Origin of the sequence: Methylobacterium sp. J-072, assembly GCF_022829425.1 — a bacterium.
Taxonomy (GTDB): Bacteria; Pseudomonadota; Alphaproteobacteria; order Rhizobiales; family Beijerinckiaceae; genus Methylobacterium.
The window spans coordinates 16,700-42,191 of sequence record NZ_JAKSYK010000139.1; the positions used below are offsets into that span (position 1 = coordinate 16,700).

Annotated in this window: 36 protein-coding genes; 17 read left to right on the top strand and 19 right to left on the bottom strand. The window is 64.0% G+C overall.

Annotated features, from left to right (window positions below):
• Window positions 1–36 precede the first annotated feature (36 nt).
• The 5 genes from MKK67_RS15900 to MKK67_RS15920 all read right to left on the bottom strand — a co-directional run bounded on the left by MKK67_RS15900 (window position 37) and on the right by MKK67_RS15920 (window position 3,126).
• Complete coding sequence (locus MKK67_RS15900; RefSeq protein WP_243966076.1) at window positions 37–315, bottom strand: hypothetical protein; 279 nt, start codon at window positions 313–315, stop codon at window positions 37–39.
• Window positions 316–819: 504 nt separating this feature from the next.
• A complete protein-coding gene (locus tag MKK67_RS15905) occupies window positions 820–1,215 on the bottom strand; it encodes a hypothetical protein (RefSeq protein ID WP_243966077.1) in 396 nt (131 codons plus the stop codon).
• Entirely contained in the window at window positions 1,212–1,847 is a 636-nt protein-coding gene (locus MKK67_RS15910) for a ParA family protein (protein WP_243966078.1), read from the bottom strand. Before MKK67_RS15910 ends, MKK67_RS15905 begins: the two co-directional genes overlap by 4 nt.
• The gene (locus MKK67_RS15915; protein WP_243966079.1) at window positions 1,844–2,851 is read right to left on the bottom strand and encodes a tyrosine-type recombinase/integrase; all 1,008 of its coding nucleotides are present in this window, start codon (window positions 2,849–2,851) and stop codon (window positions 1,844–1,846) included. The genes MKK67_RS15910 and MKK67_RS15915 overlap by 4 nt, the downstream gene beginning before the upstream one ends.
• Window positions 2,848–3,126: a hypothetical protein gene (locus MKK67_RS15920; protein ID WP_243966081.1), complete on the bottom strand. Its 279-nt coding sequence runs from the start codon at window positions 3,124–3,126 to the stop codon at window positions 2,848–2,850. Before MKK67_RS15920 ends, MKK67_RS15915 begins: the two co-directional genes overlap by 4 nt.
• A 329-nt stretch (window positions 3,127–3,455) precedes the next feature.
• Here MKK67_RS15920 and MKK67_RS15925 point away from each other — a divergent pair, with 329 nt between their 5' ends.
• Window positions 3,456–4,697, top strand: coding sequence for an ABC transporter substrate-binding protein (locus MKK67_RS15925; protein ID WP_243966083.1), 1,242 nt, complete (start codon window positions 3,456–3,458; stop codon window positions 4,695–4,697).
• Window positions 4,698–4,747: 50 nt separating this feature from the next.
• On the opposite strand, the gene MKK67_RS15930 is transcribed toward MKK67_RS15925, so the two are convergent.
• On the bottom strand, window positions 4,748–4,996 hold the full coding sequence (locus MKK67_RS15930; RefSeq protein WP_243966085.1) for a hypothetical protein: 249 nt from the start codon (window positions 4,994–4,996) through the stop codon (window positions 4,748–4,750).
• 203 nt (window positions 4,997–5,199) lie between these two features.
• Here MKK67_RS15930 and MKK67_RS15935 point away from each other — a divergent pair, with 203 nt between their 5' ends.
• Window positions 5,200–5,376 carry a hypothetical protein gene (locus tag MKK67_RS15935; RefSeq protein WP_243946712.1) on the top strand — a complete coding sequence of 59 codons (177 nt, stop codon included), beginning with the start codon at window positions 5,200–5,202 and terminating at the stop codon, window positions 5,374–5,376.
• 122 nt (window positions 5,377–5,498) lie between these two features.
• Here the strand turns inward: MKK67_RS15935 and MKK67_RS15940 are convergent, their stop codons facing one another.
• From MKK67_RS15940 to MKK67_RS15955, 4 genes are all read right to left on the bottom strand, one after another.
• The gene (locus tag MKK67_RS15940; RefSeq protein WP_243966086.1) at window positions 5,499–5,642 is read right to left on the bottom strand and encodes a hypothetical protein; all 144 of its coding nucleotides are present in this window, start codon (window positions 5,640–5,642) and stop codon (window positions 5,499–5,501) included.
• Between the two features lie 2,082 nt (window positions 5,643–7,724).
• Window positions 7,725–8,168 (bottom strand): DMT family transporter, encoded by a 444-nt coding sequence (locus MKK67_RS15945; protein WP_243966087.1) that lies wholly within the window; start codon window positions 8,166–8,168, stop codon window positions 7,725–7,727.
• 126 nt (window positions 8,169–8,294) lie between these two features.
• Window positions 8,295–8,492 carry a hypothetical protein gene (locus tag MKK67_RS15950; RefSeq protein WP_243966088.1) on the bottom strand — a complete coding sequence of 66 codons (198 nt, stop codon included), beginning with the start codon at window positions 8,490–8,492 and terminating at the stop codon, window positions 8,295–8,297.
• Window positions 8,493–9,077: 585 nt separating this feature from the next.
• Entirely contained in the window at window positions 9,078–9,299 is a 222-nt protein-coding gene (locus tag MKK67_RS15955) for a hypothetical protein (RefSeq protein WP_243966089.1), read from the bottom strand.
• A 512-nt stretch (window positions 9,300–9,811) separates the two neighbouring features.
• Here MKK67_RS15955 and MKK67_RS15960 point away from each other — a divergent pair.
• Window positions 9,812–10,033: a hypothetical protein gene (locus MKK67_RS15960; protein WP_243966090.1), complete on the top strand. Its 222-nt coding sequence runs from the start codon at window positions 9,812–9,814 to the stop codon at window positions 10,031–10,033.
• Window positions 10,034–10,519: 486 nt separating this feature from the next.
• Entirely contained in the window at window positions 10,520–10,720 is a 201-nt protein-coding gene (locus tag MKK67_RS15965; RefSeq protein WP_243966091.1) for a hypothetical protein, read from the top strand.
• A 560-nt stretch (window positions 10,721–11,280) separates the two neighbouring features.
• Here the strand turns inward: MKK67_RS15965 and MKK67_RS15970 are convergent.
• From MKK67_RS15970 to MKK67_RS16000, 7 genes are all read right to left on the bottom strand, one after another.
• Window positions 11,281–11,469, bottom strand: a complete 189-nt coding sequence (locus MKK67_RS15970) for a hypothetical protein (RefSeq protein ID WP_243966092.1) — start codon at window positions 11,467–11,469, stop codon at window positions 11,281–11,283.
• Window positions 11,470–11,472: 3 nt separating this feature from the next.
• Complete coding sequence (locus MKK67_RS15975; RefSeq protein ID WP_243966094.1) at window positions 11,473–11,922, bottom strand: hypothetical protein; 450 nt, start codon at window positions 11,920–11,922, stop codon at window positions 11,473–11,475.
• Window positions 11,923–11,980: 58 nt separating this feature from the next.
• A complete protein-coding gene (locus MKK67_RS15980; protein ID WP_243966096.1) occupies window positions 11,981–12,733 on the bottom strand; it encodes a hypothetical protein in 753 nt (250 codons plus the stop codon).
• Between the two features lie 18 nt (window positions 12,734–12,751).
• Window positions 12,752–13,189, bottom strand: a complete 438-nt coding sequence (locus MKK67_RS15985) for a hypothetical protein (RefSeq protein WP_243966098.1) — start codon at window positions 13,187–13,189, stop codon at window positions 12,752–12,754.
• On the bottom strand, window positions 13,186–14,133 hold the full coding sequence (locus tag MKK67_RS15990) for a hypothetical protein (RefSeq protein WP_243966100.1): 948 nt from the start codon (window positions 14,131–14,133) through the stop codon (window positions 13,186–13,188). The genes MKK67_RS15985 and MKK67_RS15990 overlap by 4 nt, the downstream gene beginning before the upstream one ends.
• A gap of 125 nt (window positions 14,134–14,258) precedes the next feature.
• The gene (locus tag MKK67_RS15995; protein ID WP_243966101.1) at window positions 14,259–14,936 is read right to left on the bottom strand and encodes a hypothetical protein; all 678 of its coding nucleotides are present in this window, start codon (window positions 14,934–14,936) and stop codon (window positions 14,259–14,261) included.
• A 10-nt stretch (window positions 14,937–14,946) separates the two neighbouring features.
• On the bottom strand, window positions 14,947–15,222 hold the full coding sequence (locus MKK67_RS16000) for a multiprotein-bridging factor 1 family protein (RefSeq protein WP_243966103.1): 276 nt from the start codon (window positions 15,220–15,222) through the stop codon (window positions 14,947–14,949).
• 92 nt (window positions 15,223–15,314) lie between these two features.
• Here MKK67_RS16000 and MKK67_RS16005 point away from each other — a divergent pair, with 92 nt between their 5' ends.
• The 6 genes from MKK67_RS16005 to MKK67_RS16030 all read left to right on the top strand — a co-directional run bounded on the left by MKK67_RS16005 (window position 15,315) and on the right by MKK67_RS16030 (window position 19,534).
• Window positions 15,315–15,611, top strand: coding sequence for a hypothetical protein (locus tag MKK67_RS16005; protein ID WP_243966105.1), 297 nt, complete (start codon window positions 15,315–15,317; stop codon window positions 15,609–15,611).
• Between the two features lie 13 nt (window positions 15,612–15,624).
• The gene (locus MKK67_RS16010) at window positions 15,625–15,843 is read left to right on the top strand and encodes a hypothetical protein (RefSeq protein ID WP_243966106.1); all 219 of its coding nucleotides are present in this window, start codon (window positions 15,625–15,627) and stop codon (window positions 15,841–15,843) included.
• A gap of 78 nt (window positions 15,844–15,921) precedes the next feature.
• Entirely contained in the window at window positions 15,922–16,521 is a 600-nt protein-coding gene (locus MKK67_RS16015; RefSeq protein ID WP_243966107.1) for a hypothetical protein, read from the top strand.
• A gap of 57 nt (window positions 16,522–16,578) precedes the next feature.
• A complete protein-coding gene (locus MKK67_RS16020) occupies window positions 16,579–17,199 on the top strand; it encodes a hypothetical protein (RefSeq protein ID WP_243966108.1) in 621 nt (206 codons plus the stop codon).
• Window positions 17,200–17,265: 66 nt separating this feature from the next.
• Complete coding sequence (locus MKK67_RS16025; RefSeq protein WP_243966109.1) at window positions 17,266–19,047, top strand: hypothetical protein; 1,782 nt, start codon at window positions 17,266–17,268, stop codon at window positions 19,045–19,047.
• An 82-nt stretch (window positions 19,048–19,129) separates the two neighbouring features.
• Window positions 19,130–19,534: a hypothetical protein gene (locus MKK67_RS16030; RefSeq protein ID WP_243966110.1), complete on the top strand. Its 405-nt coding sequence runs from the start codon at window positions 19,130–19,132 to the stop codon at window positions 19,532–19,534.
• Window positions 19,535–19,691: 157 nt separating this feature from the next.
• On the opposite strand, the gene MKK67_RS16035 is transcribed toward MKK67_RS16030, so the two are convergent.
• Window positions 19,692–20,606 (bottom strand): LysR family transcriptional regulator, encoded by a 915-nt coding sequence (locus tag MKK67_RS16035; RefSeq protein WP_243966111.1) that lies wholly within the window; start codon window positions 20,604–20,606, stop codon window positions 19,692–19,694.
• Window positions 20,607–20,708: 102 nt separating this feature from the next.
• Between MKK67_RS16035 and MKK67_RS16040 the strand changes: the two genes are divergently transcribed.
• The 6 genes from MKK67_RS16040 to MKK67_RS16065 all read left to right on the top strand — a co-directional run bounded on the left by MKK67_RS16040 (window position 20,709) and on the right by MKK67_RS16065 (window position 24,171).
• On the top strand, window positions 20,709–21,218 hold the full coding sequence (locus MKK67_RS16040; protein WP_243966112.1) for a YybH family protein: 510 nt from the start codon (window positions 20,709–20,711) through the stop codon (window positions 21,216–21,218).
• 62 nt (window positions 21,219–21,280) lie between these two features.
• Window positions 21,281–21,679, top strand: coding sequence for a YybH family protein (locus MKK67_RS16045; protein ID WP_243966114.1), 399 nt, complete (start codon window positions 21,281–21,283; stop codon window positions 21,677–21,679).
• A 10-nt stretch (window positions 21,680–21,689) separates the two neighbouring features.
• Window positions 21,690–22,094: a DoxX family protein gene (locus tag MKK67_RS16050; RefSeq protein ID WP_243966115.1), complete on the top strand. Its 405-nt coding sequence runs from the start codon at window positions 21,690–21,692 to the stop codon at window positions 22,092–22,094.
• 4 nt (window positions 22,095–22,098) lie between these two features.
• Window positions 22,099–22,620, top strand: coding sequence for a YybH family protein (locus tag MKK67_RS16055; protein ID WP_243966116.1), 522 nt, complete (start codon window positions 22,099–22,101; stop codon window positions 22,618–22,620).
• A gap of 36 nt (window positions 22,621–22,656) precedes the next feature.
• On the top strand, window positions 22,657–23,634 hold the full coding sequence (locus tag MKK67_RS16060; RefSeq protein ID WP_243966117.1) for a zinc-binding alcohol dehydrogenase family protein: 978 nt from the start codon (window positions 22,657–22,659) through the stop codon (window positions 23,632–23,634).
• Window positions 23,635–23,712: 78 nt separating this feature from the next.
• Entirely contained in the window at window positions 23,713–24,171 is a 459-nt protein-coding gene (locus MKK67_RS16065) for a nuclear transport factor 2 family protein (protein WP_243966118.1), read from the top strand.
• A gap of 192 nt (window positions 24,172–24,363) precedes the next feature.
• On the opposite strand, the gene MKK67_RS16070 is transcribed toward MKK67_RS16065, so the two are convergent.
• The gene (locus MKK67_RS16070; protein ID WP_243966119.1) at window positions 24,364–24,618 is read right to left on the bottom strand and encodes a hypothetical protein; all 255 of its coding nucleotides are present in this window, start codon (window positions 24,616–24,618) and stop codon (window positions 24,364–24,366) included.
• 112 nt (window positions 24,619–24,730) lie between these two features.
• Here MKK67_RS16070 and MKK67_RS16075 point away from each other — a divergent pair, with 112 nt between their 5' ends.
• Window positions 24,731–25,279, top strand: a complete 549-nt coding sequence (locus MKK67_RS16075; RefSeq protein WP_243966120.1) for a hypothetical protein — start codon at window positions 24,731–24,733, stop codon at window positions 25,277–25,279.
• Window positions 25,280–25,492: the final 213 nt, after the last annotated feature.

Below are 25,492 nucleotides of genomic sequence, written 5' to 3' on the forward strand. Positions count from 1 at the left end.
ATCACTATCCTGTGGTGTTGAGGCCTATGATGGCGGCTAATCACTTCGCATCGTCACTGACCCGTCGACCATGCTGACCGTCTCGACGCGCGGTCCGGCCCACCCCTGATCTGGCAGGGTGGCGAGGTATCGATTGCAGGCGGCTGTCAGCACGCCGTTGAACCGCGTTGGCATCACCGCCACCAACTCTCGCATGAGACCAGCGATCGCCGCGCCCCGGGTCAGCGTCGCGAGGCTGTCGCTATCCAGCCGCTCCAGCGCTAAAACGACGTTCTCCGCGATGATGCCGGCGGCGCTGATCTGATCGCTGCGCATCAGTAGCCTCCCTACAGGAACCCACTCCCCGAATGCCCCTTGAAGGCGTTCGCCCGCTGGATGTAGCCGACGACCGTCCTGGGATCCCGGTGCCCAGACTGGTCCATGATTCGGGTGAAATCGGCGGGTCGTACCTTCGCCTTAGACCGCATCCACGGTGCCCGTCCGACGTGCCAGGCAAGGCGGACACTCATGCGATCCACACTCGCGCTCATAGCCGCCCTGACCGCCCTCACCTGCCTTCCTGCCATGGGAACCGCACAGGGTCGGCTGGAGCCTGATGAAGGGAATGCCTCTGGCGCATCATCCCCAGGTGAAGAGGCCGCTGACAACGTCGATCCGGAGGTGCTGGCACGCTGCCGCCGACAGGCCGCAGATCAGAAGCTGAAGGGCCCCGCTCGGAAGGCCTTCTTAGGCACCTGCGTCACGCCCGAGGATTAAGCTCAGAAGCCAAACTACCTCTCTATCTGATTGACGTGACAACGCTGTCACGTGACCACGTGGTCACTCTCCCCGGTTCAGAGCATCGAAGTCGCGGCCATGCTGGCGCAGCACGAGCCGCAGCCCCTCGACGTAGAGATCATGGGGCTTGCAGTCCGTAGCGGCCGCGATTTCACGGAGCGCTTTGAACACCTTTGGGTGCGCGTAGATCGAGGCGTGGGGCTTCTCGTATCGGACCCGGCGCTTGTATCCCTCAGGGCCCATCGGCTCGCTTGCTGCCGACTGTGGAATCACGTTGTCACGTGTAGCTGTTGCCACATCGTCACGCTGCAACGTTGTCACGTTATCACGTGACACATCCGTCACAGGGTCACGTGGTGACGTGGCAACGTCGGGTGAGGTTTGAGAAGCGATCCGGGCGAGCTGATCGTTGATGGATGGCCGCGGTTTCTTGCTCATGCCTTCGCCCCTGCGAGCTGCGCCTTGATCCACTGCCAGAGCAGCCGGATCTCGACTGCTGCCTTGCCCTTCGGCGCCAGTTCAGTGACGCCGAGCCCTGTCGTCATTGAGTCCAGAAAATCTGACCGCGTCGCCACCATCGAGGGCGCGAGCGCTCCAGTGCTCACCAAGGCCGTCGCCGCGTCGAGTGTGCGGGCCTGCGTCGTGGGATTGCACTGGTTGAGCACGAAGGCGAACTGCCGCTTGAGGAGCCGCAACTGCTCGACCGTCGGCCGGGCCGCCTCGACATCGAGGATGGACGGTTTCACCGGTAGAAGGCACAGGCTGGCCTCGCGCAGTACCAGGGCGACGTCAGGCCCGAACCGGCCGGGTGTGTCCACGATGACGAGCGAGACTGCGCCTGCGCCCTGGAGCCGCCCAAGCGTGCCGGCGAACGCTGACGGCTCGACTCGCTGCACGTCCAGGCCATTCGTTTCGCGCCGCCGCCCCCAGCCTACGAGTGACGCCTGCGGATCTGTATCGAGCGCCGCGACCGTCTCCCCGTCCTGCATCGCCGCAACGGCGAGCGAGGCTGCGAGCGTGCTTTTGCCTGATCCGCCCTTCTGTGTGGTGAGAGCCAAGACGTACATCATAGCCCCGCCATCCCGGCCGGGTTCTGTTTGAAGATCTGGCCAGACCGGATGTAGCCGCTCGTCGTGTCGAAGCGCTTGTGGCGGAGCTGGCGCTGGATCGCGTGGCCGGGCGCGTCGTTAGCCGCAGCCGACGTAGCGAGCCCGGACCGGAGCGAGTGTCCGGCATAGGCTGATGCGAGCCGGCGCGCCTCCTCCGGCGCATGCCCCTCTGCCAGCGCAGCTGCTTCAACCGTGCGCTGGACGATCCGGGCCACGGCCCGATCCGTCACTGCATCGGTGCCGAGCCGCCCGTGCCGGTCGATAGGCCGGAACGCCGGGCCTTCCTTCAGGCGAGCTGCCTGTATCCACGCACGATAGCTGCGCACCGGGCACGTCTCCATGTTCGACCCATAGGGCACGCCGATCTCGACGCCCTCGGCCTGCTGATCCGTCTTGCTGCGGGCGAGGTGGACCACGAGGCCGTCGGGTCGCTCCTCGACCCAGGCCGCACCGTCCCTACAGGCGACCTCAAGCCCGGCAAGCTCGGAGCGCCGTAGCGCTGCGGCAAAGCCAACCAGGATCAGCGCCCGATCGCGCTTGCCGGCGAGCGTGTCCGGCAGGATGGCCACGGCGCGACGAAGGTCCACCGTCATCAGGGGGCGCTTTTTCATTGCAGGCTGACCGTGTGCCCTCTTGATGCCCCGCCACGTGTCGCGGAACGCTGCGGACGAAGAGTCCAACGCGAACCCCGCCGCCGCGTGCTGCTCGCGGATCGCAGCAAGACGACGTTGTAACGTGACAACTTTCAACGTGGTCACGTGGTCGATAAGGTAGGCTAGTATGGCGGCTGGGCTCGCCGGCAACGAGGCCTCGCCTCGTGCCTCACACCAGTGTGCGAACGCCCGCACGTCCGAGGCATAGGCTCGGCGTGTGTTCGCTGCGCGTGACTGATCCGCGTACTCGCGTGCCCGGTCGGCAAATGCCTGCAGGCCGGTCGGCGAGGGGAGGGCGACTTCGGTGCTCAAGGCTGGGCTTCCTCAGCCAGCGGCTCGCCCTCGTTGATTGCCGAGATGATCTGGTTCCGCACGAGCTTCAGTGCGGCCTGCACGGGATCAGCCCAGTCAGGCCTCTGCGCCTTCTGTATGGCGTCAGCCGGCACGACGACGGAGAACCGAGTCCGTCCCCTCGAGCGCGCCTGCCAAAAGCCACGGACCTCGACGCCGTCCGCGACTGGCCGCGCCTTGACGACGAAGTCCTGCCCGGCGTGGGAGAAGGGGAGGCGAGGCGGCGTCGCTGGCATGCTGTCTTCTAGTGTCCGATAATCTCTTCTTATCGGACCTTAGACCACCACGCAGGAACTGGCAACGGGATCGCGCTACCACGTTGTAACGTGGTCACGTCGACGTAGACGCTCGCGGCCTCGGTCCGAGTATCTCGAACGCACCCTGCACGGGTTGCAGACGGGAGGTATGCGAAGTCGGCATGCGCTGGCCGGCCTCGGCCGTTCGCATGATCAATCCGGCTCGTCACTTGCAACGGCGCACTACCCGGTCTCCCGAACCCAATCTTGGATGAAGGGGGCGGGCCAGACGCAGATCCATCCTGGACTTCATTGCGGAGAGCACAAGCATGCCGGGCAAGCTCGAGACTCGTGTGCGGGCGCTGCTCGGCGGTTTGCTGATCATCGCCGCTGGAGCCACCGCAGCGGTCAGCGCCGAGATCTCGGGCGGGGTGGTTCGAATTGGCGTTGTCAACGATCAGACGGGGTTCCTGTCTGATCCAACCGGTAAGGGCTCCGTGATCGCCACCCAGATGGCGGTCGAAGACTTCAACCGGAAGGCACCCGGCATTAAGGTCGACGTCGTTGCGGCCGACCACCAGAACAAGCCGGATGTCGGCGCAACCATTGTTCGAAAATGGATCGATGTCGACGGTGTCGACCTAATCGCCGATGTCGGTAACTCGGCCGTGGCGCTCGCGATCCAGTCAATCATCCGAGAGAAGAACCGGATCGCGGTATACTCGGCCGTCGCCACCACCGAGGTGACCGGCAGGCAGTGCGTCCCCACCGGGCTGTCGTGGCTGCATGACGCCTACAACCTCGTCGCCGGCCCGATCCGCGACCTCGTCCCGAAGGGTCAGAAGACCTGGTTCTTCATCGGCGCGGATTACGCCTTCGGCCGCAACATGGTGTCCGTCTCTCAGACGCTCCTCACGGCTGCCGGTGGCAAGTCTCTGGGCGAGGTATTCCATCCTTCGGCAGAGACAGACTACACCTCCTATCTGTTGCAGGCCCAGGCATCGGGCGCTGACACCATCGGGTTCGCCAGCACCGGGTCGCAACTGGTGACCGAGATGAAACAGTGGACCGAGTTCGGTATGACTGGCGGTCCGCAGAAGCCGGTGGCCGGGCTGCTATTCCTGACCGACACGCACAGCATGGGATTGAGCATCGCCGCGGGCCTGCGCGCGGTTACCGCCTGGTACTGGGACCTGAACGACGAGACGCGCGCCTTCGCGCAGCGGTTCTATAAGCTGCACGGCGCTATGCCGAGCGAGGCCCAAGCCTCAATGTACTCCGCGGTGAGCCACTACCTGAAGGGCGTGGCGGCGACAGGCACGGATGACACGGACACAGTGCTAGCCTGGATGCGGGCCAACCCGGTGGACGACTTCTACGCCCGAGGCGCAACGTTGCGCGCCGACAGTCGCCTCGTGCACGACTTCTACCTCGTCGAGGTGAAGAGCCCGGCAGAGTCGAAGGGGCCGTGGGACGTGTACAAGGTGCTAAGTACGATCAAGCCGAATGACGCCTATCCGCCGCTCACCGAGAGCGAGTGCCCCCTGGTGAAGACTGCCGCCATTCGCTGAAGCGAGGCCGGGCGAGCCGTGATGATATGGCCGCCCGGCCGGTGCTCGGATCAGGCAGCTGTCAGCCGCTTGATGTTGAAGGCCACATGCTCACGGTAGCGGGCGATAACCGTCTCAGGCGAACCGCCGAGCATCAGCGTCGTCATCGCCTCAGTGGCAGCTTGCATCTTCTCGATGACCATCGATTGCGCCTCGGCTCGGCCCTCGTGGCCGCCCCAGGCCAGACGTACCATGCGTAGCTCGATTACGCGTTGGGACTCGAATGCGAGCAGGATCGACGACAGGATGGGATTGTACACAACACACTCCGCACCGCGGCAGCAGCGGCTTGGATCAACGTGGCGTGACTCTAGGACGATCCGACCCGAAGAGTTTAAGGGAAGACGCCGCACCCCGTATTTGATACAGCCCGCAACCTACAGTCGAAGCCGCGGTTTGCTATTCAGCATCATGCTCCCTGTCGCACTTTATTTGGCGGTTCTTCCGACGAAAGGTACGTCCCATGGGCAGCGGCATTTCCCTTTTATTTTTGGCGCTCGGCACGATCGGTGGTGTCGGCTTTCTTGCCTTAGGCGCGCGGAAGCAGGTCGCCAATTTGAAAGGCGACCCGGAACGCTCCAACCTCATCAAGGACCACGGCGGCGCGCCACGTCCGAACATGCCGGGGACGGAGCACTGAGACCGCGATTTTGACGCTTGAGATTTCCCACTCTCATCTCGGCCCCGCCGCCTGATCTGACCACGAGCTGGCGGGGGAGGTCGTTTATCTCATCGGCGTCCGCGTAAGGTGCCGGGTTCTGGTTAGCGCGCCGTGACCCGCGCGGGCTTGGCATTGTGCCGGAACAGGCTGCGTAGTGCCCGGAACGGCAGCAGCACTAGCTTAGCCACGCCGTGAGCGGCCATGACGACGACGATGGCCAGAAGGGCTAGGAGGGTGTTGCGCAACGCGGGGCACTCCAAGACGGAGTGAACTTGGCGATCCATCACCGCCATTGCTCTCAGGAAGCGCCCCGAAGACGGCGAGACTGTGAAACTTCTTGGCTGCGTGCGTTCGCCAAATCAGCCTAGGATGACGTCGGGTATGCCCGATCGGGGTGCTGCGTACGCAACACCCACCAAGTCCTCTCGTCGCCAGACTATGCGAACGGTTGACGACATCGGCTCCTGGCCGATCGCGAGTTCGAAGTAGCGCGGCACTGTGAGGCCGGGGGGAAAAGCGAGGCAAGCACCCACGGGTGAGTGGTTCGTCACGATACAGCGGACTCCTGCATCGACCCCTGGGAAGGCAACATGGCCTTCGATGGTAGCTTCGACACGAAGCTTCGCGCGGCGATCCTGCATATCAGCACACGGCCTGGATATATTACGATAAGTGCAGGTTGTATTCACCAGCATACATCTAACAACTCAATCCAGTATAATAGCGATCCAGGTCGATAGGCGTTGGGGTACCATTTGGCGACGTATGATTAGCGCAACCTTAATCACTCGGGCAATCAAGCGTCGCGCAAACTTATTTTAGTTACATCGATGGTTGCTGCATCGCCTTGCCGTCTGTCCTGGAGGTTTGGCAAGGGACGCAGTGTGAAACCACGGCGGACGATGTCGTGGGTGGGTGCGGCTACTGAACCGGAACCGGACCTCAGCGCTTCCCTATAGCCGACGCGGTCCTCCTGCGCTGAGGCACGGAGGATCCCCATGCGTATCTTCATCTTGGCCGCGCTTGCCGGTGCCAGCCTGGTTGGCTTGAGCCTTCCGGCCGCCGCCGTGCCGGCTGGCCCCGTAGCCGGTGTCTCTTCGCCTTCCGATATGCTCACCAACGTGCGGATGCGGCGCCATCGCATGCGGCGGCCGTCGATGACCTGGGTGCAGCGGCGAGGGGCCCGGCGCTAGTTCGATCACCGGCGGGCAGCAACACCCCTGTCATGATCTGTCATATGCTAAGCGCACGCCAGCCTCGGACTCCGCGGTGACACCTTTGTCCAAGACTGGAAGCCCGCCCGGTTCGCCGGCGCGGGCTTTTTTCGTGGCCTGGGCTTTGCCATGGGCGTCGGCTCGTCGATGAGACCGCGAGCCAACTTGCGGCGCGCTCCTGGTGGGGTGCGCCGCCTCTTCCGCAGCTGCAGGTCGTTCAATCGCGACGCTCTCCGCGGCTAGCTAACAGCCTGACCGACAAGACGCGGACCGAACTAGGATGTCGGTGTCGCCGATTGTCATGACGCTGATGAGCTGCTCGCCACGCTTCCAGAGCATCGAGCACGCCGCGGCTCCGAACGGCGCACAGGTCTCAGCCTCCGGGTAGGCTTCGCAGGTATCCTCGCGACGCTCGCACACTCGGCTTGACGGTGGCACAGGGGCAGGCCTCCAGCCGAGCTGAAGAAGCGAAGCCCGAGCATCGGGGTAGAGGGTGTTGGGTTTGAACTTCGGCACCGGCATCGGCTCGGCTGCCTGCGTCCCACCGGCAGCGACAACGAAGGCGAGGGCGGCGAGGGCTGTGCGCATGGCGGGAGGATAACTGGCAGGATGGCGGTGTCGAGGACGGCGGCGGTACGTCGATAGCGGCACCTTCGGTCTCTCATCGTTCTCCTCGATGAAGATGACGCCGGCGGGATCGTTTGAAGGAGGGCGCTCATCCGAATGTGCGATGCCTCACTGTCGTGCTTTGGGCCACAGCGTACTCCGAAGCGTGCGTTAGGCGGAAAGCGTAGGACGTCCGCCGCGGATCTGATGGATGTCTGCTCTCATCACCACCGCCTCGGTCAACGTAGGAGGCGCTCTGCATCGCCGCACGGTCGCCCTCGCCAACGTCCGATGGTTCCGTGCTTTGGCACGGCGCGCTGTTCGCGACGGCGGTCCACAGTCACAGCAGCGAGCGGCCAACGCTCGTGCTGCTGCTCGCATCGTTCTCCGTCAGGCAAAGCGTGAGGCTGTGGTCGGCCGGATGGCTCGCGATGCCCTCGCGGCGGATCTGTAGCTTACCCCGACTAGCCCACCATCAGTGCCTCTTCCACGAGGCGGAGGATGGGGTCAGAACACGGCTATTAGGGCAACGCCAGCGATCATGAGCACGCTGCCGACGAGCCGCCACAGGGTTGCTGGATGCACCTCGAAGCCGACCCAACCGAAGTGATCGAGTAAGATGGAGGTGACGACGCCAGCGGTGACGAGGAGCGAGAGGAATGCACCGGCACCGATTTGGCGGGCGATCAGGAGCTGCCTGATGACGACGCCGCCACCCAGCAGCCCTCCAAACCACGCCCACCACGGCATCTGCGCCAACTCGACGTAGGTCGGCCATGCCAGACGCCGGGTCATCAATCCGATGATGAGGACGCTCAACGCCGCTCCGACCCCGACGACGAGACCGGCTGTGAGCGGCTGAGAAAGGCCTTTGGCCAGCGTGCTGTTCTGTCCAGGCTGTACCGCATTGGCGATCCCGGCGAGCAGCACGAAGCCGTAGAGGTACCACATAGCTGAGATCCCGATCGGTGAGATCTTATAGGTAGGGCGGCCGGATAGGGCTCTTCGCGCGATCGCCGGCGGCATGTCGTCCTGCGCCTGCACTTTCAGCGTCTCTTCCACGAGGTGGGGATGGGGTCAGCCCTCGTCCCCGATGTTGTCATCTTTGAACCCGTCGAAGCCGTCCAGCGGCACCCCGGTTCTGAACACGTCGTACTTGCGGCCGATCGCGTCGAGCTGCTTCCCTTGAGCCCGCATAACCCGATCACGATCCTCCTCGATCACCTCCCGCAGCAGGCGTTCACGGAAGAGATCGTCGGTCTCGGGATCGCTCATGCTGTGCCGGGCTCCTCAGCTTAGGATCGCGACTGTGCCACCAGCGATGAACCCAGCTAGCAGGACAAGGACTGGGGCGTTCTCCACGCCGGCTTCGTTCAGCAGCCTAGCTGAAACTGACGCCACGACGAAGACGCCTAGCGCCGTCGCGAGCGTCCCCAGTCTCACTTCAGATAGCCCTTCGCCTTCAGGTGCTCGGTGGTACGGCCTGCTCGCTCCAATGCCTACACCTTCCGCTCCCGGAACCGGATCCCGGCGCCGCCACCGTTTTCTGGGATGAGCCAGAAAATAGGGTTCAGGAGTGGAGATCGGCGGTCTCCCATTAAATCGATCGACCTTCAGATCTGCCATCCGGATCCGACTCACGTTCAGGGCAGCCGTCTTGGTCGCGTAGGGATACGCTGATTGCTCGGAGAAGAGACCGTCAGAGGATGACACGACCCAACGGTATCATCCCTGGTACACAGGGCAGGGCATCACCGCGAGCCTGTAGGCGCGGGACAAGGCGTCAGCCTCGTAATCGGGCGGAACGACAGAGGGTGAGAGGGCTCCACCGGAGCCCTCCCGATGCTGACAGTGATCGCCTCACATGCGATGCATCATCCGCTTGCGCATCATGCGGCGGCGCATCATCCGCTTCTTCATCATCATACGGTCGCCGTGCATCATTCGGACCTGCGTGACATCCGACTGGCTGGCCTGAAGACCGCTTACCGGAACTGGAGCCGCCGACACGCCGCCGACACTAAGAGTGAAGCTGCCGAGCAGGGTTGCCGCAGCGAGAGCGAAGGTGGTCTTCGTCATCATGTTCTCCTGAGTTCGGCGGGCACGTCGGCTCATAGCCAGGAAGGCTGAGGAACCGCACGCCCCGGCACGACGCCGAAACACGGCGTCAGCGGTTCCCTACGATCGTGATCGCAGGGGAGTTTCAGCAATTGAACCGATGGAACGATAAAATTTCACTGTACAATCAGATACAGCGCATCCTCTGCCAGGAGCTTTAATTAGGAAACAGTCAAGCTCATTTACAAGCTTGGCAATTTAGCGGTTCGGTTTCGATTAAATCTGAAACCATTTAGGTTTTACGTTCGTATCTTGAGGAGTGCGGCCAACCATAGCGGCCCATGGTTCAGCGAACGTTGGGGCTATCTATGATCCGTATTCCCGTGGCGATCCTCGCGGCTGCCCTACCATCAGTCCTCCTCTGTCCAGCTGATGCCGCTATGAGGAAGGTGCGGATACCGAACCAGTACGATGGCTCGTGGACAATTGTTGCTGCGACCGCCCAGGGGGCCTGTCCAGCCAGCACGAGCTATCATGTGCAGATCAAGGGCAGCGACGCTTCGATCCCGGGTGATGAAATCAACATCGCCGGTGGCGTTTCCGCTGCGGGCGCAGTGAAAGCGACGATTACCAAAGGAACGAACAGGGTGCCGATTGCCGGGAGCCTCAACACGGAGGGCAGCGGCAGCGGCACCTGGGGCACGTCCGGCGGGCTGATCGAGTGTAGCGGCAGCTGGAGTGCCAGGCGGGCGGGATAGCGGAAGCTGCCCCGCCGCCCATAACTTCAGGGCTGGCGGGGCTCGGTGCCGTTCCTCACGGCGAAGCGGCCAAGTACGCAACACGGCCCGAGGTGCACAGTGGTCAAGGACGGTTATCGGAGACAGAACGGCTACGCTTGAGACGATCCCGGATCGGGAATGTCAGTCGGCAGTGCCGGTCGGTCCAGGCCGAGATTGGACGGACCGACACTCGTCATCGTTCTAGGGTCGAACCCAATCACTCGAGTGTGGTTAATGAGGGTGGCCGGATCGAGGAAGCTAACTGGGCCTGGGTCGATCCGCGCAAGCCGCTGCTTCAACCGCGAACACCCAGCAACGGGTCACAAACGTACCGATTGGGTTCAGACCCAAGGCGATCGCCATGCATCCGCAGGCCATGAAGCTGCTGGCCGAGGAGGGCACCACGCCTGGCGTGAGGCGCACGATGGTTATGACCGCCGTCATCATGGGCTTCCCGGTCCAAGGATGAGCGAGCCATCGGACACCCCCGACAAGGGCGCGGTTCATCGCGCGATGGCGCGCCTGGACGGGTTCGCCCGCGGGCTCGGGCTGGATGAGGCGACCACCCGTCAGATCGTCGAGGCGGTGGTTGCCGACATGCCGATGGCCGAGGATGATGAGCGTCTGGCTGAGGCCCGGCAGCGGATGATCATGGCGTTTGCGTAGGCTCATGACGTCCGAGATCCGACCCTCTCTCCGCCGTCTTCAGCTCGAAGCCCTTCGCGCCTGCGCCTTGTACCCGCTGAGCATGCGGCACGGGGCGCATCCAAGCGACATGCCGGTGCTTCGGGAGCTTGGGCTGGTCGAGGAGCGACAGGCGCGTGGGCAGGCCGGGCGGAAGCTACTTCGGCACGCGCCGCCAGGGTGGCCCACGAAGGTTGGCGGCGGGGGCCCGCGCCTTCGCTTCCCCCGCATCGTGCTCGCGGAGCCACCGATCTATGTCACTCTCCTCGGACTCGGCAGATGCGCCGGTCGGCAGTCCGCTCAGCCGATCCAAGGCGAAGTCGATGGCCTTCCGATCCCACCGAAGCGTGCCTGGGAGCGCGGGCGGCATCATGCCGATGCTGACCCACTGCCGAAAGCCGCCTGGGGTCAGCCCGCAATAGGCCGCCGCGTCCGCTATCGTCAGGCAGCGCGGTTCCAGTGTTACGGGCTCCTTTGGCTGTCTCGGTCGCTTCGTCATGCTCCCTTCCAGCGCGAGCTTCGTGTGCCGTAGCGGATCAGGCTCACAGCAGGATGAGCCGTTCCTGTTTTTTTGGCCGGCCGGCATCCACCCCCGCTTCCTCCGGGGCGGCTTCGACGATGATCGAGCCCGCTCGGAATACGACACGTACATCCGGGTACCCGGCGGCACGCATGGCCCGGATTGCCCGCGCGATGCCAGCCTGGGTCACCCGGTCGGGAGTGCGGGGCATCGCTTATCCCTTTACTCGGCGAGTTCGGCTGCTCGTACTGTCCATGTCAGATTTCGGCTTCGACAAGGCGCGGAGCCTAGCCTCAAGGGCGGCCGACGCAGCCTGATGCGCATCGCTGGGCAGGCCTTTCTTTGGCTTGGCGCGCAGGTCCGCGAGGACACGATAGGCGTTCGCCACAGCTGCCGCCTGTCGTTCGTCGCTGATCGGCTTAGTCGCAGTTGAGCGCACTGGCTGGCGGTTCCGCTCACGCCATTCCCTGATGAAGCGCAGGGTTGTGACGATGCGGCTGCCCAGCCGCTCATATTCGAGGTCGCCGCGGGCGGCCGCGTTCCGCAGGGCCAAGCCCGACATCACGCCGTCTGGGAAGGCCAGCCGAGCCGCCGTGCTCAGATGCAGCGGTGTGTCCTCAGTGATCTCGGATCGATCCGGCAGAGGGCGAGGCGGCTTCGGCACGATCAGGCTCCCCTCGTAGGATCTCCCGCGACATAGAGAGGGTAGGGGAGCCGCCTGCTTAATCGAACGCCGTGCGTAGATCAGGCCGCAGTTTGAACCTGGAGGGTGCGTAGGGAAGCACGCGGGCCAGCGGAGAGGTTGGGTCCCGCGAAATTGGGATAGGAAGAACGAGGTTTCGCAAAATCGTCACGGCAACGCCTTCTCCGACGCTGAACCTGAAGGGGTCACTCCAGAAATCCCGAGTATCCTCACTGTATTCCACGGTGGCGTCTCCCGTAAAAACCACTTGGCTGCTAATCGGAAACTCTTTCACGAATTTTTGGGGATTAAAAAATTGGTTTCTCATTAGGAGGCCACTTGGCATTAATGCAATTTGATAGCCGAATTTTCTGACTAGCCCGAGATATCCGGCACAGAACAGGGCAACGTGGTGCTGCGACGTAAACGGTCTGGTCCATAACCCAGGCTTGAATACATCCTTCAATAATGGATCAAAATACTTGCCTTTCCAACTGTTGCACCCGTTATTGTACATTATTTTCTGATTGATGAGCAGAGGCTTGCGGCACAGCAATGTCATACCGCTTCGCTCGTTCCGCGGAATGGCTGCACGGACCTCTTCGGGATCGTCGGCGACGGCCTGCCTTGGAATGATATGCTCAAGTGAAAAATCGTCATAGCGGAGCGGGCGAAAGCACACCGGGCACAAGATCTGCTCGTGACTTGTGAACCACGGCACCAGCGATTTCAGATCCCCATGCATCTTGTGCCAAAGGATCTCCTTCAGTGCCGGAATGTCGATGTCAGCCATCAAGTGCGACCGTACACATCAATAGCGGTCAACAAGTTGCTCAAGCTCTTTGAGCCAAGCTGAAATGTCTCGCGCCTCTTTCGGCAGCTTTTTATAGTCGTGTGCAGTCTCGTTACGACGTTCGTAATCTTCTTCGAGGGACGCCAGGGTAGCTTGGTCGGCGTGGAATATCACCTCTAACTTCTTTCTTAAAGAAAACGATTTGATGTTCTGCTTCACATATCGCCAGGCAGCGCCGTGAATAGTTTTTGCCTTAGCTTGTTCATCGACGCGCCTTTCAGCCTCCCGACGAGTAAGGTATTCGAATTGCCCCCAGCCCAATAGGTAGAAGGCCGTATCGACAGCCTCCTGCGCGGCTCGGATCTGTCGAGCATCGCTTCCTTGGGTCAGAAGCTGCTTCCTGAGCAAACCCTGGACACGGTCATAGGCCTGCTTCGTCTCGGTGAGCTTGCTCACGCCGGGACGGTCGCGCCGACTAGGCCATGGAAGGCAGCCTCATTCCAAGGCTGCGGCTCACGCCTCTCACCTCGAACAAGGAATATCCAGCGAGCCGGCTCCATAGCGGAGGAGGCATCGAAGAGGATCGCGCCTTTATCTTGTGTGATGACATCGATGCGGCCGTTCGAGCCAATGACCCATAGTCCAGCCGGCACGATGCTCATGACCGGTGTTTCGCCGCGGTTGAGATCGAGAATAGGCAGCTCGCGGTCCGGGACGGCAAACTTCTGCATCAACTCCTCGGACATGAGGATCGTGCGAGAGCGATCTGCGGTCAGGCCATCGCGTGCGGCCCAGGCTGCGGCTTCGGTGTAGATAGCCTCAATCCGGTGCTGCCAATCGTCCAAGCGCTCATCAACGTACGCCCGGTCGAAGACGCTACCGTCATCGTTGAATTCCCAAACGTAGAGTGGGTCGAGGTCGCTGGAGTGCGGGATGCCACCTTCCCAGCCGAGGATCGTCAGCTTCAGGCGCTCAACGTTGAAGTTCCAGACCTCGTGCCGCGGCCCTGGCTTTCGCGATAGCTCCCTGAGTTCGGCCCAATGCCTTTCCAGCTCTTCCGTTTTGAAATCTCGGACGCCTACCTTGACGTCGACCGTGAGGGCCGCCCCATTGGCAAAGGTGATCTGCAGGTCAGCCCATGGCACCCCCGTCGCGGGTGCATTTAGCACGTCAGCATCCTTGATCTGAATGCTGCCAATTAGGCGGTCAGGGGGGAAGTCGGTCTCATCCCCGACGCGCTCTGCGAAGCGAGTTTTGACGTCGCTTGGGCCGAGCAAAGCCTTTCCGTGTATCCGGATCTGAGATCCGAACACCACGTAGCGGTTGCCAACGTTGACGAGGATCTGGCGCTCGTAGGGGGTAGGGGGCGCCGGGTCCTGCCGAGCTTCTAAAGCAGTCAAGCTAAGATCCTGTTCGGTCAGGCCTTCACGATGGGCCGATGGAGCGGGAGCCGCAAGAGGAGGAGTGCCCGCAGTTCGGTCGGCAATGGCGATCGGTCCAAGCCCGAATTGGACAGACTGAGGTATCAGGCTGCGGCCATCGCGGACCGTTCGGGGATATAGCCGGCACGGATCTGAGCCATGGTCGGCGGCCAGCAGGTCGCCCACGCCTCAAATGCGCATTCTCGCCCGCCATAGGTCTGCCGGCAGAGAATGGCGATCTGTGCCCCTGAGAGCCGACCACGGGCCATGAGGGCGCTGGCGACAGCCTGGATCGCAGCGGATCCCAAGGGCGAGCGGACGAGCCCTCGCGTCCAAGCATCGACCTTCGCTTCAAGCTCGCTTCGGGCGGCCTTGTCCAACGACCATCCCTCCATGATCGCGCTGAACCGCTCCATGTCGGCGCCGCCGCCGCCCAACATGGCCGCGGTTGGATCTACGCGCTGGTAGTGCGCCTCGGCGTGAAAGCCGGCGTAGCAGTGGATCAGCTCAACATCGCGCCGATAAGTCCACCACCGCAATCCTGCCGCCTGTTGTTCAGGGCTGCCCGCTAGCGGCCAAGGGCGGAACGGCCATTCGTGGATTGGCTCCCCGCTGACCATGCCGTGGCACGTGAACAGGCCACCATCTCGCCCCCTCAGACGCTTGCCGGCGCGGATTTCCTCACCTGTCTGGACCACGGCGCGGTCGGTCCTGAAACCGAAAAACCAGCGCACGAAAGCGTGGCCGGCTTCGTGGTGACATGTAGCGCGACGGCGAGGCATCTACCGGTCCTTAGTGCTCGTCTCGTGTTCCATCGGCCCGGTGCTTGAAACGGACGCCTGCGCCACCGCCGTTCTCCGGTGTGAACTCAATCCCAGCATCCTGCAGGGCTCGCTCGATGCCCGCCAGGTTGTTGTGGCTGGGTACGCGCCGCCCCCTCTCGAAATCCCGGACCGTCGACAGCCCGAGGTGTGATGCTTCGGCCAACTGCTCTTGCGACCAGTCCAGCAGGGCGCGCGCGGCGCGAGACAAGGCAGGGGTAAGCATGGACGCAGAATAGCGCGTCATATTTTTTCGTCAATCGTGCTACAAAGGCGTTGACAGGCGACCGTCATATCTACAATCTGATTTTCAACGAAATCATATGACAAGACGCCTTGATGCCCTACCGCACCGTCTCCTGGAACACCCTCTCCCGCAGCCTTCACGACAGCCGGCCGGCTATCGCCCCCGGCCTGCTCTCGGCCAAGGCCCGCATCGACCTGACGGTGCGTCTGACCCGCCGGCCGCTGTTCGCCGCCGGCCAGTTCGACCGCGGCGCCATCATGTCGGCCGCTGCTTCCGCCGCCCGTGCCCATCAGGAGCGGTTCGGCTGCACCTGGGGCGAGGCGATGTCCGTCTGCCTCACCGCCGCGTGGCGCGCCGCCAAGATGGCCCGCCACATGGCCGCGCACTGAGGGGAGGGGCGCCATGCTGATCACCCGCACCTCGATGCTCACCGGCAAGGTCGCCACCCTCGACCTGCCCGTCACGGTCGAGCAGCTGGCTGAATACGAGACCGGCGCCTTCCTGCAGGACGTGTTCCGCCACCTCCCGCCGCCCCAGCGCGAGTTCATCAAGTCGGGGATCACCCCCGAGGAATGGCAGACCTTCGTCGCTGTGCCTGAGCCCGACGAGCCGCCCGACTAACGCGCGCCGCCTCGGCGCACCCCCCTTCCGATCCTCACCCCTGAGCCTGTCCCACGAGCCCATTGCGGAGCCCGAACGATGCTGCACGCCTTCCTCACCCCCGATCCGATCCATGCCGTCATCGAGCGCCACCGCGCCGCCTACGACGCATACCAGGTGGCGCCTGAGGGCCGCCCGAGCGTCATCGCCAATGACGAGTACGACGCCGCCAGCGAGGCGCTGGTTTCGACCGCCTGCTCGACCCGGTTCGGGGCCCTTGCCTTCTTGGCGCACCTCCGCTGGTGGCTGACCGAGGAGGCCGATTTCCAGGACGGCCACCAGCCCGCCTATGGCCTCGCTGAGGCCCGCGCTGCCGACCTGACCCTGTTTCTTGGCACGCCGCTGCCGCCGGCCGTGATCCCGAATGCCGTGCCGCTCGGGCATGCCGCGGCCGGTGTCGTGCGCCAGTTAGCCCACGGTCCCGCCTCGGAACACCACTGGCCCGAGGACCAGTTCTTCGCCCTGCACGACGAGGCGCTGCCTGGCGAGGATGAGCCCTGGCGGGTCGTGATGCCCGTTCGGCCCGACACCGCCCATGTTCGGGCCCCGCGCTTCCTCGACATCGCTGGCGAGCTGCTGGCCGCCGTCGCCATCATCGGCGGCGGGATCGTCCTGACCGGCTTCGCCTCCCTGCTCTGAACCCGACCCGCAACCGAGCGGGCCGGTCGCCCGCGTTCCTCATCCGAGGATCCCGCGATGTCCTTCCGTGCCTCCCTCAAGAACCTGATCCGCCGCGATCCTGCTACCCGCCTACGCGGTCGCGCTGACGATCTGCGGGTTTCTCTTGCCGGCCAGACCCGCCGGACCATCGTGGCCGGATCCGTAGCCGCTGCCGTGCCGCTGCCGGCGATGGCCGCCGCCCGCACCCATGAGCCCACCGAGTACGCCGATCACCGCGATCGGCTGCTCGCGGCTTACGCCGAGGACCGGGCCTGCCGCCCGATCGACGGTGAGGCGCAGATCAACTCCATCGAGGACGTGGCCTGCACCTTGGTCGAGCGCAGGTGCTGGGCGCTGGCTGAAGAGGTCGCGACCTTGCCGCCCCCGCGCACGCTCGATGGCCTCGGCGTGGTGGCCTTGGCAGCGACGATCCTATGGGAAGTGTCGCATAGCGAGGAGAGGCACGACGTAGCCGCCGTGAGCCTGATCCGGTCCGTTCTGGCGATGACCGGCACCGAACTGCCGCCCCGGTTCAGTGGCTTCGGCGACGAGCCGGACGTGAAGGAGCGCGACACCGCCCTCTACGACGCCGAGGGCTCACTGCCGGCCTGGGCTATCGCCGAGGCCAAGGCCGAATACGACTTCGACGACGCCTGACGCCGCCACCGCGCGGCGCATCGTCTGCCGCGCCTCCTTCCATCCCATAATCCCTGGAGGCCGCTCGTGCCCTCTCTCAAGCTGTCCAACCCGTTCCGCCGTGACGCTGATCGCCCGACGCTCAAGCAGCGCGCCGTAGATCTGAAGGCCAGTCTCAACCATCTCGGCACCGCCTCGCGGCCCGCATCTGAGGCTCCTCCTGCCCAGACCGAGGTTGGCGACGATACCGAGCTGCTACACCTGGGTCAGCAATTCGAGGCTGCCCGAGCCCGCGAGACCGCGGCCTGCGAAGCCTGCAATGCGGCTCAGCGGGAAGCGGACCGGCATATGCCGGAGCGCCCGGCCTGCCTGACCTACCGCGCCTCCGACGAACGCCTAAACGTCCATCAGTACTGGATGATGCCCGAGGCGCTGGAGGGGCGGAAGATCCGCGGTTCGGATGTTGCCCGGCTGCGGCGCATCATGCCGATGACGCACGAGGTGCTGCGTCCGATCTGCCAGGGCGAGCGCTCCCACATCGACCACCCCGGCCGTCGGTTTGACATCGTGCCTCATTCCGAGGCGCAGGTCCGCGCCGAGGAGATCGTGACCGCGTGGGATGCATGGCGATCTGAGCAGGCTCGTCTTCTCGATGAACTTGTCACGCCCGAACTTGAGGACGCCGCCGAGACCGCCGGCACGGTTGCTACTGGGCTCGCTGAACAGATTGCCCGCTTGCCGGCCCGTACCGTCGCTGGGTTCCGAGTGAAGCTCTTGGCGCTCGCAGCGTACCAGCCCAAGGTGCTGCTGTCCGCGTTGCCGGAAGAGCCGGATCCGGATCAGATCCTGTCGCATTCGCTCTGGCGCGATGTGCAGGGTGAAATGGCGCCGGTCGTTGGGGCCGTGGACTGGCAAAACCCACCGCCCGGGTTCATGGCCTCGCCCGCCATCAAGCCGTTCAGCTTCGCCCGGATCCCCGATGCCATCGGCCTCGAACTCGACCGCCTCCACGGCATCGCCGTCGCGGAATTCAAGCGCCGGGGCGGTCCCGAGAAGAGTGAGGCGGAGCAGGTCGCCCTACGCCGGGAACTGCATCTCGACGAACTCAACTATGTGCCGCCGCGCGAAGGCGGAACGACGGCTGGACCGGCGATCGATGGGTTGTCCGCCAAGATCCTAGCACTGTGGCCAGCTTGGGCGGCGCACACAGGCGATGATGGCACCGACGAGCAGACCGCAGCCTATGAGGCGATGCAGGAGCGCCGGTTCGCTCTGCTCCACGCTGCCGATGCTTTGCCTGTGACCGTCAACAACATCCTGCCAAAGGCGATCGCCCTGGCGTGGCTACACTACGTCAACGAATGGCGGCTCGGGCAGAAACGCGAAGACTACAGCACGGATGGGCGGCTTGCGATCGACATCCACATGGCGGCCCTAGCGCAGGGAGATCTGCCGAAGCGGGTCAACCAACGCCCCGAACTCGATCTCGTCGGCATGCTCGACCTCGCGTCCGCCTCGCTGGAGGACCTGCAGTCGCTGCACGATCTCTCAGACCGCGTCAGCAGTTTCGCCTACGCCTTGGTTTGGACGAGCCGGTGCCACACCCGCGGATGGGACGAGAGCAAGCACCCGGGCGACCAGTACAACGCCGCCGGCAAGCTGATGCAGTGGTTGGGCGACGCTCTGACCGATGTGGAGACTGCGGTCGATAAGGAGGCCGCCCGGCGGCTGCCCGACAACGCCTCCGACCGCGAGACCCGGCTGTCGATGCTGGCCGTGCAGACCATCGACAACGGCGACCCAGAGGCGATCGAGGCTTTCGCCCGCGAGCTGCTGGCCCACGCCGCCGCCGAGCGTGCGAGGGGCTGACCGGCCCCTTCCGTAGCCGTGCGTACCGCCCTGGCCGGATCCTGCCGGGCCTCCCCCTCATCGCGATCCGAGACCTGACATCATGGGCGACGTGCTCACCTTTACTCCGCGTCCGAAACCGGCCGCTCCAGATTTGGAGCCGCTGGCCGGGGCCGGGCTTCGCGCCAGCCTGGAGGAGGCGGCGCAGACCGCCCTCGACGCGGCGGACCGCATCATCGCCGTCCTCGACCGCATGGACGGCGATACCGACATTGAGGACGGCGCCGACGCCGAGCCGTCCCTGGCGGCGCCCGAGAACCACACCGGCAGCCAGATCACATGGCTGCGTGGCAACGATCAGGACCGCGAAGTTGAGACGGCTGAGACCGCGCTGCCGGAGGTGGCAGCTGAACCGGCAGCGAACTCGATCGTCTTACCTTGGCGGGGGCGTGGGAACGTCATCTCGGCTGCCGGCATATCGCTCCTCGACCTCGCGGGTGTGCGTTGACGCCGACAAGTTACGGCTCCAGCAGGGTCCACGATGGGTGGAATTTTGCCGGTCCGCTTCTAGAAATGAGAATGCATAGTCGGACGTCCAATGAAGGCGTCGTCTAGCCAGATTTCACTTGCTGTGCCGTGGATACGCTTCGCGACGCGCGATCTCATTACGATGGGAGGTCGGGGAACAGGGTGGAAGCCAGCTCTACCGCCATCTCCTTGAACAGTCGCACCGGCCGCGGCACGTATCGATGACCCAGATGGACCAGGGTCAGGTCGAAGGGACGGAAACGCCATCCGGGCATCGCCTCGACGAGGCGCCCGTCGTCGAGCAGGTCGGGCCGCACGATGGGCGGAAGGTCGCCGATCCCGGAGCCCGCCAGCAGGGCGGAGGCGAGACCGAGATAGTCGTTCATCGTGAAGGACGGCTGGAAGGTGACGGTCTCCTTGCGGTCACTGTCCTGGTGAGTGAAGGTCCAACGCCTATCAGGTTTTCCGAAGGAAAATGCCAGCAGCCGATGGTCGTACAGATCCTGTGGACTTAGGGGCGCAGGGTGCCCCGTGAGATAGGCCGGGCTCGCCACCAGTCGGTGGCGGTATGTGAGGATCTTGCGTGCGACGAGGTCCGAGTCCTGCTGGGGGCCGAACTGAAAGGCGACATCGATCCCCTCCGCAACCTGATCCACGTAGCGTTCGGTTACGAGAACCTGCACGAGCACGTTCGGATAGGCGGCCTGGAATGCGCCGACGAGCGGCGCGACGAGCGTGTCGGAGATGCTGGGCAGAGACGCGATGCGCAGGACGCCAGAGACATCGGTCATCCGGTTCGAGACGAGGCCCATCACCCCGTCACTGATCTCGATGCTGCGCCGCGCCTGCTCCAAAACTTCTGAGCCGAGATCGGTCAACCGCAAGCTACGCGTCGAGCGCTCCAAGAGACGTACGCCGAGTTGGCTCTCAAGCTCGGCGACGCGGCGGCTGACGGTCGAGGTCGGGATGCGTAGCTGACGCGCGGCCATCGCGAAGCTGTTGGCCTCCACGACCTTGGCGAAGATGAAAAGAGCGTTCAGATCGAGCATCATTGTCCCATATATGGGATAGGCCATCCCAAATTGAATGGGTTATGGCTCAATGAGAGATCGCATACTGATGAGGCACCGTAAACAGGTGCCGGAGTATCGTGAATGAAGGTTCGTCTTACCGCTGCCTGCGCCCTAGCTGTCCTTGCTCTCATCCCCACTCAGCCCAGCATAGCGCAAACGCACACCGGTTCATCGACGGCCCCGTCCTCCGAGACGAGCGACGAAGTCGCGATCCGCGCCGCACTGTCCTCGTATAACGCAGCTTTGAACGGTGGTCAGAGCGCCGCTGTGCTACCCCTCTACACGCCCGACGGCATCTTCATGGCGCCCTACACGTCCTCCTTCATCGGTCAGGACGCGGTTCGCAGGGCGTATGATGCCGTCTTCAAAGAACTGAAATTCGATGTGACATTCAATATTTCCGAGGTGGTCCAGATGGCCCCAACCTGGGCGTTCGTGCGGACCAACTCCGCCGGGAAGACGCTGCATCATTCCAGCGGCAAGACGACGTCCGAGGCGAACCAGGAACTCTTCATTTTCCAGAAGGGCGACGACGGTCGCTGGCGCATCGCCCGCTACAGCTTCTCGCCTACGAACCCGCCGAGCCAGTGACTCGCTCGATAGTCCAAAAAAATTCTGTGGCCAACTCTATTTTTCCTCGCAAGGATCAGCCCATGAACGCGGATGAACAGGCTATTGCCGAGGTGCTTAAGCGGTACGGAGAGGCCGCCAACCGCTCAGATGCTGACGCCGTGGCTGAACTCTATACCGACGACGGGGTGCTGATGGCACAGAACAGCCCGCCCCAGGTCGGTAAGACTGCGGTTCAGGCGGCCTATGCGGGCATGGCTGGGGCAATCAAGCTCGCCATCGCTTTCGAGATCGGCGAGATCCGGGTGCTAACGCCAGAATGGGCCTTCCTGCGCTCCACCTCGACCGGCACGATCCGCATCCTGGCCGCAGGCATCGACATCCCGGAAGCCAACCAGGAGCTGTTCGTCTTCAAGAAGGTCGACAGCGCCTGGAAGATCGCTCGCTACAGCTTCTCCACGACGCTGCCGGCGCAGGCGTGAGGCGCCCGCGATGACCCTATTCTTGCCGAAATGGATCGACGCGTCGGCGCGCGTACTGATGTCAGCCCTGTTCCTGCTGTCCGGCATCGGCAAGCTCACCGCCATCGCGGCCACGCAAGGCTACATGAGCGCCTACGGCGTCCCCGCCATGCTGGTCTGGCCAGCCGCCGCCTTCGAGATCTGCGCGGGGGTGTTACTCCTGCTGGGCCTTTGGACCCGGCCGCTCGGCGTGTGCCTGGCCGGGTGGTGCCTGCTGACGGCAGCCACCTTCCATACCGCCTTCGCCGATCAGAACCAGCTGATCAACTTCCTGAAGAACCTCACTATGGCTGGCGGCTTCCTGCTACTCGCCCGCGCCGGTGCAACCGGCCTCAGCCTCGACGCGCGCCGCGCCGTGAGTCGAACAGATGGGTGAGTGCATGTCGCTCATCTCCTGCCTGCGCAATCTATTCCTTAGTGCAGCGCTTGTCGGGGCCGCCCTCGTACCGGTCGACGCAGCGGATCAGACCACCAGCAGCTTCGCGTTCGCGTCCGATCCGATGGTCGCGGCCGGGCAGCGCGCGGCCTACGACGTGGTCCACCGCTATGAGACGCTCCTCAACGCGGGCGACACTGACGGCATCCTGGACCTGTTCGCCTCCGACGGCGTCGCGGAGTGGAACGACAAGCCCACCTTCGCAACGCGCCAGGAGAAGCGGGATGCCTACGCGGCCCTGTTCCGGGTCGCCCGGTTCACGACCGTGTTCGGCTACGCCGGCATCGACGTCCATGGCGAGACGGCCGTCGTGCGGACCTACCACCACAAGGACGCGACGGTCCTGGAGGGGGGCAAGCAGGTCGTCGATCTGAACCGCGAGGTGTTCGTGCTGCGCAGGATCGACGGCGCCTGGAAGATCACCCTGTACGTCTTCAACACCAACCCCGTGCAGGGTGAGGGCTGAGAGCATCCACGACGTTCCCGGCTCAGGAGGACGACCATGACGACGATGAGGGCGGCGGTGATCCGCGAGGCCGGCGGTCCGGACGTGCTGAAGGTCGAGGCGGTCCCGATGCCCGAGCCCCGCGCGGGCGAGGTGCTGATCCGGGTGCGCGCCTTCGGCCTGAACCGGTCGGAGCTGTTCACCCGCCGCGGTCAGTCACCGGGGGTCGCGTTCCCGCGCGTGCTCGGCATCGAGGCGGTCGGCACCATCGTGGCCGCGCCCGACGGCACGGTCGCTGAGGGCGACACGGTCGCAACCGCGATGGGCGGCATGGGTCGCAAGTTCGACGGCAGCTATGCCGAATATGTCCGCGTGCCGATCGGTCAGGTTCAGGTCCTGCGCACCGACCTGCCGTGGGAGGTCCTGGGTGCGTTACCCGAGATGCTGCAGACCGCCTGGGGCTCGCTGTTCACGGCCCTACGGCTCAAGGCGGGTGAGCGCCTGCTGATCCGGGGCGGCACCACCTCGGTCGGGCTTGCCGCGGCCGCCATCGCCAAAGCGCACGGCGTCCACGTCGCAACCACCTCGCGCCGCACCGACCGCGCGCAGATGCTCCGGGACAACGGCGCGGATCAGGTCTTCATCGACACGGGCACAATCGCCGCACAGGTATCGGAGATCTGCCCAGGGGGCGTCGACAAGGTGCTTGAACTGGTCGGAGCGACGACGCTGGAGGACTCGCTCCGCTGCGCCAAGCCGGGCGGCATCGTTTGCATGACGGGCATGGTCGGCGACCGGTGGTCTCTGCCGGACTTCAGTCCGATGGACGTGATCCCGAGCGGGGTGTGCCTCACGACCTACGACGGCGGCGTTACGGACTTCATGCGCACGCCGCTTCAGGAACTCGTCGAACAGGTCGCGACAGGCAGCCTGCGCGTGCAGGTGGGCCGCACCTTCAAGCTCGACGAGATTGCCGAGGCGCATCGCTTCATGGAGGAGAACCGAGCCGGCGGGAAGATCGTCGTGCTGCCCTGACGGCGCGCGACCCTCCCACACAGAAGAGTCGCACGGATCACCGGGCGCGAACTGCACCATCGAAGGGGGTGACACGACATGCGCACACCGGTCGAAACAGTCCTGGCCCTTCTGGGCGACGCCGCCAATCCGTCGACCGTCGCCGAGTTGGTGGCGCCCGACGCCACCTACGTGTCGTTGAACTACGACAATCCCGACCTGAAGCGGATCATGCCCTGGTGCGGATCGCATACTGGCGCGCAGTCCATCGTGGAGACGTTCGTGAACGTCAACCGGCATTGGGAGATCCTAGCCTTCGACGTGCAGGAGGCCTTAGGTTCCGATGAGCGGGTCGCCGTGTTCGTAAGCTGCACCTTTCGCTCGCGGGTGATGGACCGGACGCTAATCTCGCCCGTCGCGATCTTCGCCAGAGTCGTAGGCGGAAAGATTACCCAGATGCAGTTCATGGAGGACACGTTCGGGACCGCTTCCACCTTCCGAAGCGGCGGCGCCTGGACATTCAGGGCCGATCCGGACGGCGCAGAGGTGACGATCTGAGCAAATCCAGCATCATGGCTGCGCCTACGGATTTGTGCCCGAGCAGCACTCAGTCGGCTTGCGGGACCGCTTGGACGGTCTGGAGGTCGGCGCAATGCCGACGCCGCGGAGCTAGGTCGGATTGTCGATCTGTCTAGGTGCCCCTCACGAACGCCGCTCGCTCACCCAGTGTAGACCGTTCCAGGTGCCTTGTTACTCCCGGACGGGCTTCGGCTCCGGCTTAGCTGCTCGCGTCAGGCTCTGGATCTCTCGCGGCGGACGACCCGCCTTCTCGGCAATCTCGGCCTCCTGCTGCTCAATGAGGTCGCGGGCCGGCTGATCACCGTCCAAGCCGCCCAGGATTTCCATCGGCACGCGTCGGTTCGAGGCGCGGCTGCCGTCCTCGAAGACGACGTCGAACAGAACGGAGCCCCGCTCCTGCGGGAGCAACTTCACGCGTTTAGCCATGGCCGGGGCTGATACCCGGGCAGGGTCGGCGGCGCCAGAACAACGGACGTGGTTGACGGTATGAGCGCATGGGAGGAGGCTCCGTGCGGGGGCGGCTACGGAGTTAGCCACCATGAGCGACTTCGATCACATCCTGAACTGGAAGCTTCTCCGAGGCTCACACAAGTTTCCCGGTCCTGACGGCGGTACCTGCATTAACGAAGCAGCAGTCGTGGCGTGCGGCTTCCCCTATCAGCGTGTCGGTTCGGTCAAAGCGATGCCGGACTGCTTCTCGCGCCCGATCTGTGCGCTCGCGATGCAGCTCAACGACAATGCTACGGATACACAGCGTCAGCGCCTAATGCCATTCGTGACGCGGCTGGCCTGTGCAGACACAGCCGGAGTCGAGCGGCAGCGGGAGCGCTATATCGATGCGTACCTCAACAGCGACAATTTATTCTCACCCGCACCGTGTCCGTTCGACTTTCAGGACGGCCTTTCCGTTCTGGAAGGCGCGCTCGCCATCGGGCGGCAAGCCGACCCGCTCGGCGCGGTGAAGGTTGCAGGTCGGCTGGGTGCTGTCCGCGCTTCAGCCAAATCGGCGAAGAGGCACTCTGGCTCTTTGCCTGCGAAGGTGAAGGGATGGCTGGGCCTATCGCAGGCACTCGAAAGCGCTGAGTGAAAGCCTCGTTCGAGATAGCAAGAGCGATTGCCTGCGCCGGTCCGGCGCCGGCATAGCCGCACCCTCAACGTTGACTTAACCGTGCCGCCCGGCCGACATGCCATGTCCGGCTGGCGTGTTCTCAAAGACGAGAGGCCTGCCTTCAGCGTCGAGCAAAAGTGAGCCCGCTTACCTGCGCCTGGAGTTCCTTGGCGATGCGTTCGGCTTCCTCGA

Coding starts and splice junctions, on each gene's coding strand:
- MKK67_RS15900 (WP_243966076.1), bottom strand. CDS start 315: ATGCGCAGCGATCAGATCAGCGCCGCCGGCATCATCGCGGAGAACGTC.
- MKK67_RS15905 (WP_243966077.1), bottom strand. CDS start 1,215: ATGAGCAAGAAACCGCGGCCATCCATCAACGATCAGCTCGCCCGGATC.
- MKK67_RS15910 (WP_243966078.1), bottom strand. CDS start 1,847: ATGATGTACGTCTTGGCTCTCACCACACAGAAGGGCGGATCAGGCAAA.
- MKK67_RS15920 (WP_243966081.1), bottom strand. CDS start 3,126: ATGCCAGCGACGCCGCCTCGCCTCCCCTTCTCCCACGCCGGGCAGGAC.
- MKK67_RS15925 (WP_243966083.1), top strand. CDS start 3,456: ATGCCGGGCAAGCTCGAGACTCGTGTGCGGGCGCTGCTCGGCGGTTTG.
- MKK67_RS15935 (WP_243946712.1), top strand. CDS start 5,200: ATGGGCAGCGGCATTTCCCTTTTATTTTTGGCGCTCGGCACGATCGGT.
- MKK67_RS15945 (WP_243966087.1), bottom strand. CDS start 8,168: ATGTGGTACCTCTACGGCTTCGTGCTGCTCGCCGGGATCGCCAATGCG.
- MKK67_RS15950 (WP_243966088.1), bottom strand. CDS start 8,492: ATGAGCGATCCCGAGACCGACGATCTCTTCCGTGAACGCCTGCTGCGG.
- MKK67_RS15955 (WP_243966089.1), bottom strand. CDS start 9,299: ATGATGACGAAGACCACCTTCGCTCTCGCTGCGGCAACCCTGCTCGGC.
- MKK67_RS15965 (WP_243966091.1), top strand. CDS start 10,520: ATGAGCGAGCCATCGGACACCCCCGACAAGGGCGCGGTTCATCGCGCG.
- MKK67_RS15970 (WP_243966092.1), bottom strand. CDS start 11,469: ATGCCCCGCACTCCCGACCGGGTGACCCAGGCTGGCATCGCGCGGGCA.
- MKK67_RS15980 (WP_243966096.1), bottom strand. CDS start 12,733: ATGGCTGACATCGACATTCCGGCACTGAAGGAGATCCTTTGGCACAAG.
- MKK67_RS15995 (WP_243966101.1), bottom strand. CDS start 14,936: ATGCCTCGCCGTCGCGCTACATGTCACCACGAAGCCGGCCACGCTTTC.
- MKK67_RS16000 (WP_243966103.1), bottom strand. CDS start 15,222: ATGACGCGCTATTCTGCGTCCATGCTTACCCCTGCCTTGTCTCGCGCC.
- MKK67_RS16005 (WP_243966105.1), top strand. CDS start 15,315: ATGCCCTACCGCACCGTCTCCTGGAACACCCTCTCCCGCAGCCTTCAC.
- MKK67_RS16010 (WP_243966106.1), top strand. CDS start 15,625: ATGCTGATCACCCGCACCTCGATGCTCACCGGCAAGGTCGCCACCCTC.
- MKK67_RS16015 (WP_243966107.1), top strand. CDS start 15,922: ATGCTGCACGCCTTCCTCACCCCCGATCCGATCCATGCCGTCATCGAG.
- MKK67_RS16020 (WP_243966108.1), top strand. CDS start 16,579: ATGTCCTTCCGTGCCTCCCTCAAGAACCTGATCCGCCGCGATCCTGCT.
- MKK67_RS16030 (WP_243966110.1), top strand. CDS start 19,130: ATGGGCGACGTGCTCACCTTTACTCCGCGTCCGAAACCGGCCGCTCCA.
- MKK67_RS16035 (WP_243966111.1), bottom strand. CDS start 20,606: ATGATGCTCGATCTGAACGCTCTTTTCATCTTCGCCAAGGTCGTGGAG.
- MKK67_RS16040 (WP_243966112.1), top strand. CDS start 20,709: ATGAAGGTTCGTCTTACCGCTGCCTGCGCCCTAGCTGTCCTTGCTCTC.
- MKK67_RS16045 (WP_243966114.1), top strand. CDS start 21,281: ATGAACGCGGATGAACAGGCTATTGCCGAGGTGCTTAAGCGGTACGGA.
- MKK67_RS16050 (WP_243966115.1), top strand. CDS start 21,690: ATGACCCTATTCTTGCCGAAATGGATCGACGCGTCGGCGCGCGTACTG.
- MKK67_RS16055 (WP_243966116.1), top strand. CDS start 22,099: ATGTCGCTCATCTCCTGCCTGCGCAATCTATTCCTTAGTGCAGCGCTT.
- MKK67_RS16060 (WP_243966117.1), top strand. CDS start 22,657: ATGACGACGATGAGGGCGGCGGTGATCCGCGAGGCCGGCGGTCCGGAC.
- MKK67_RS16065 (WP_243966118.1), top strand. CDS start 23,713: ATGCGCACACCGGTCGAAACAGTCCTGGCCCTTCTGGGCGACGCCGCC.
- MKK67_RS16070 (WP_243966119.1), bottom strand. CDS start 24,618: ATGGCTAAACGCGTGAAGTTGCTCCCGCAGGAGCGGGGCTCCGTTCTG.
- MKK67_RS16075 (WP_243966120.1), top strand. CDS start 24,731: ATGAGCGACTTCGATCACATCCTGAACTGGAAGCTTCTCCGAGGCTCA.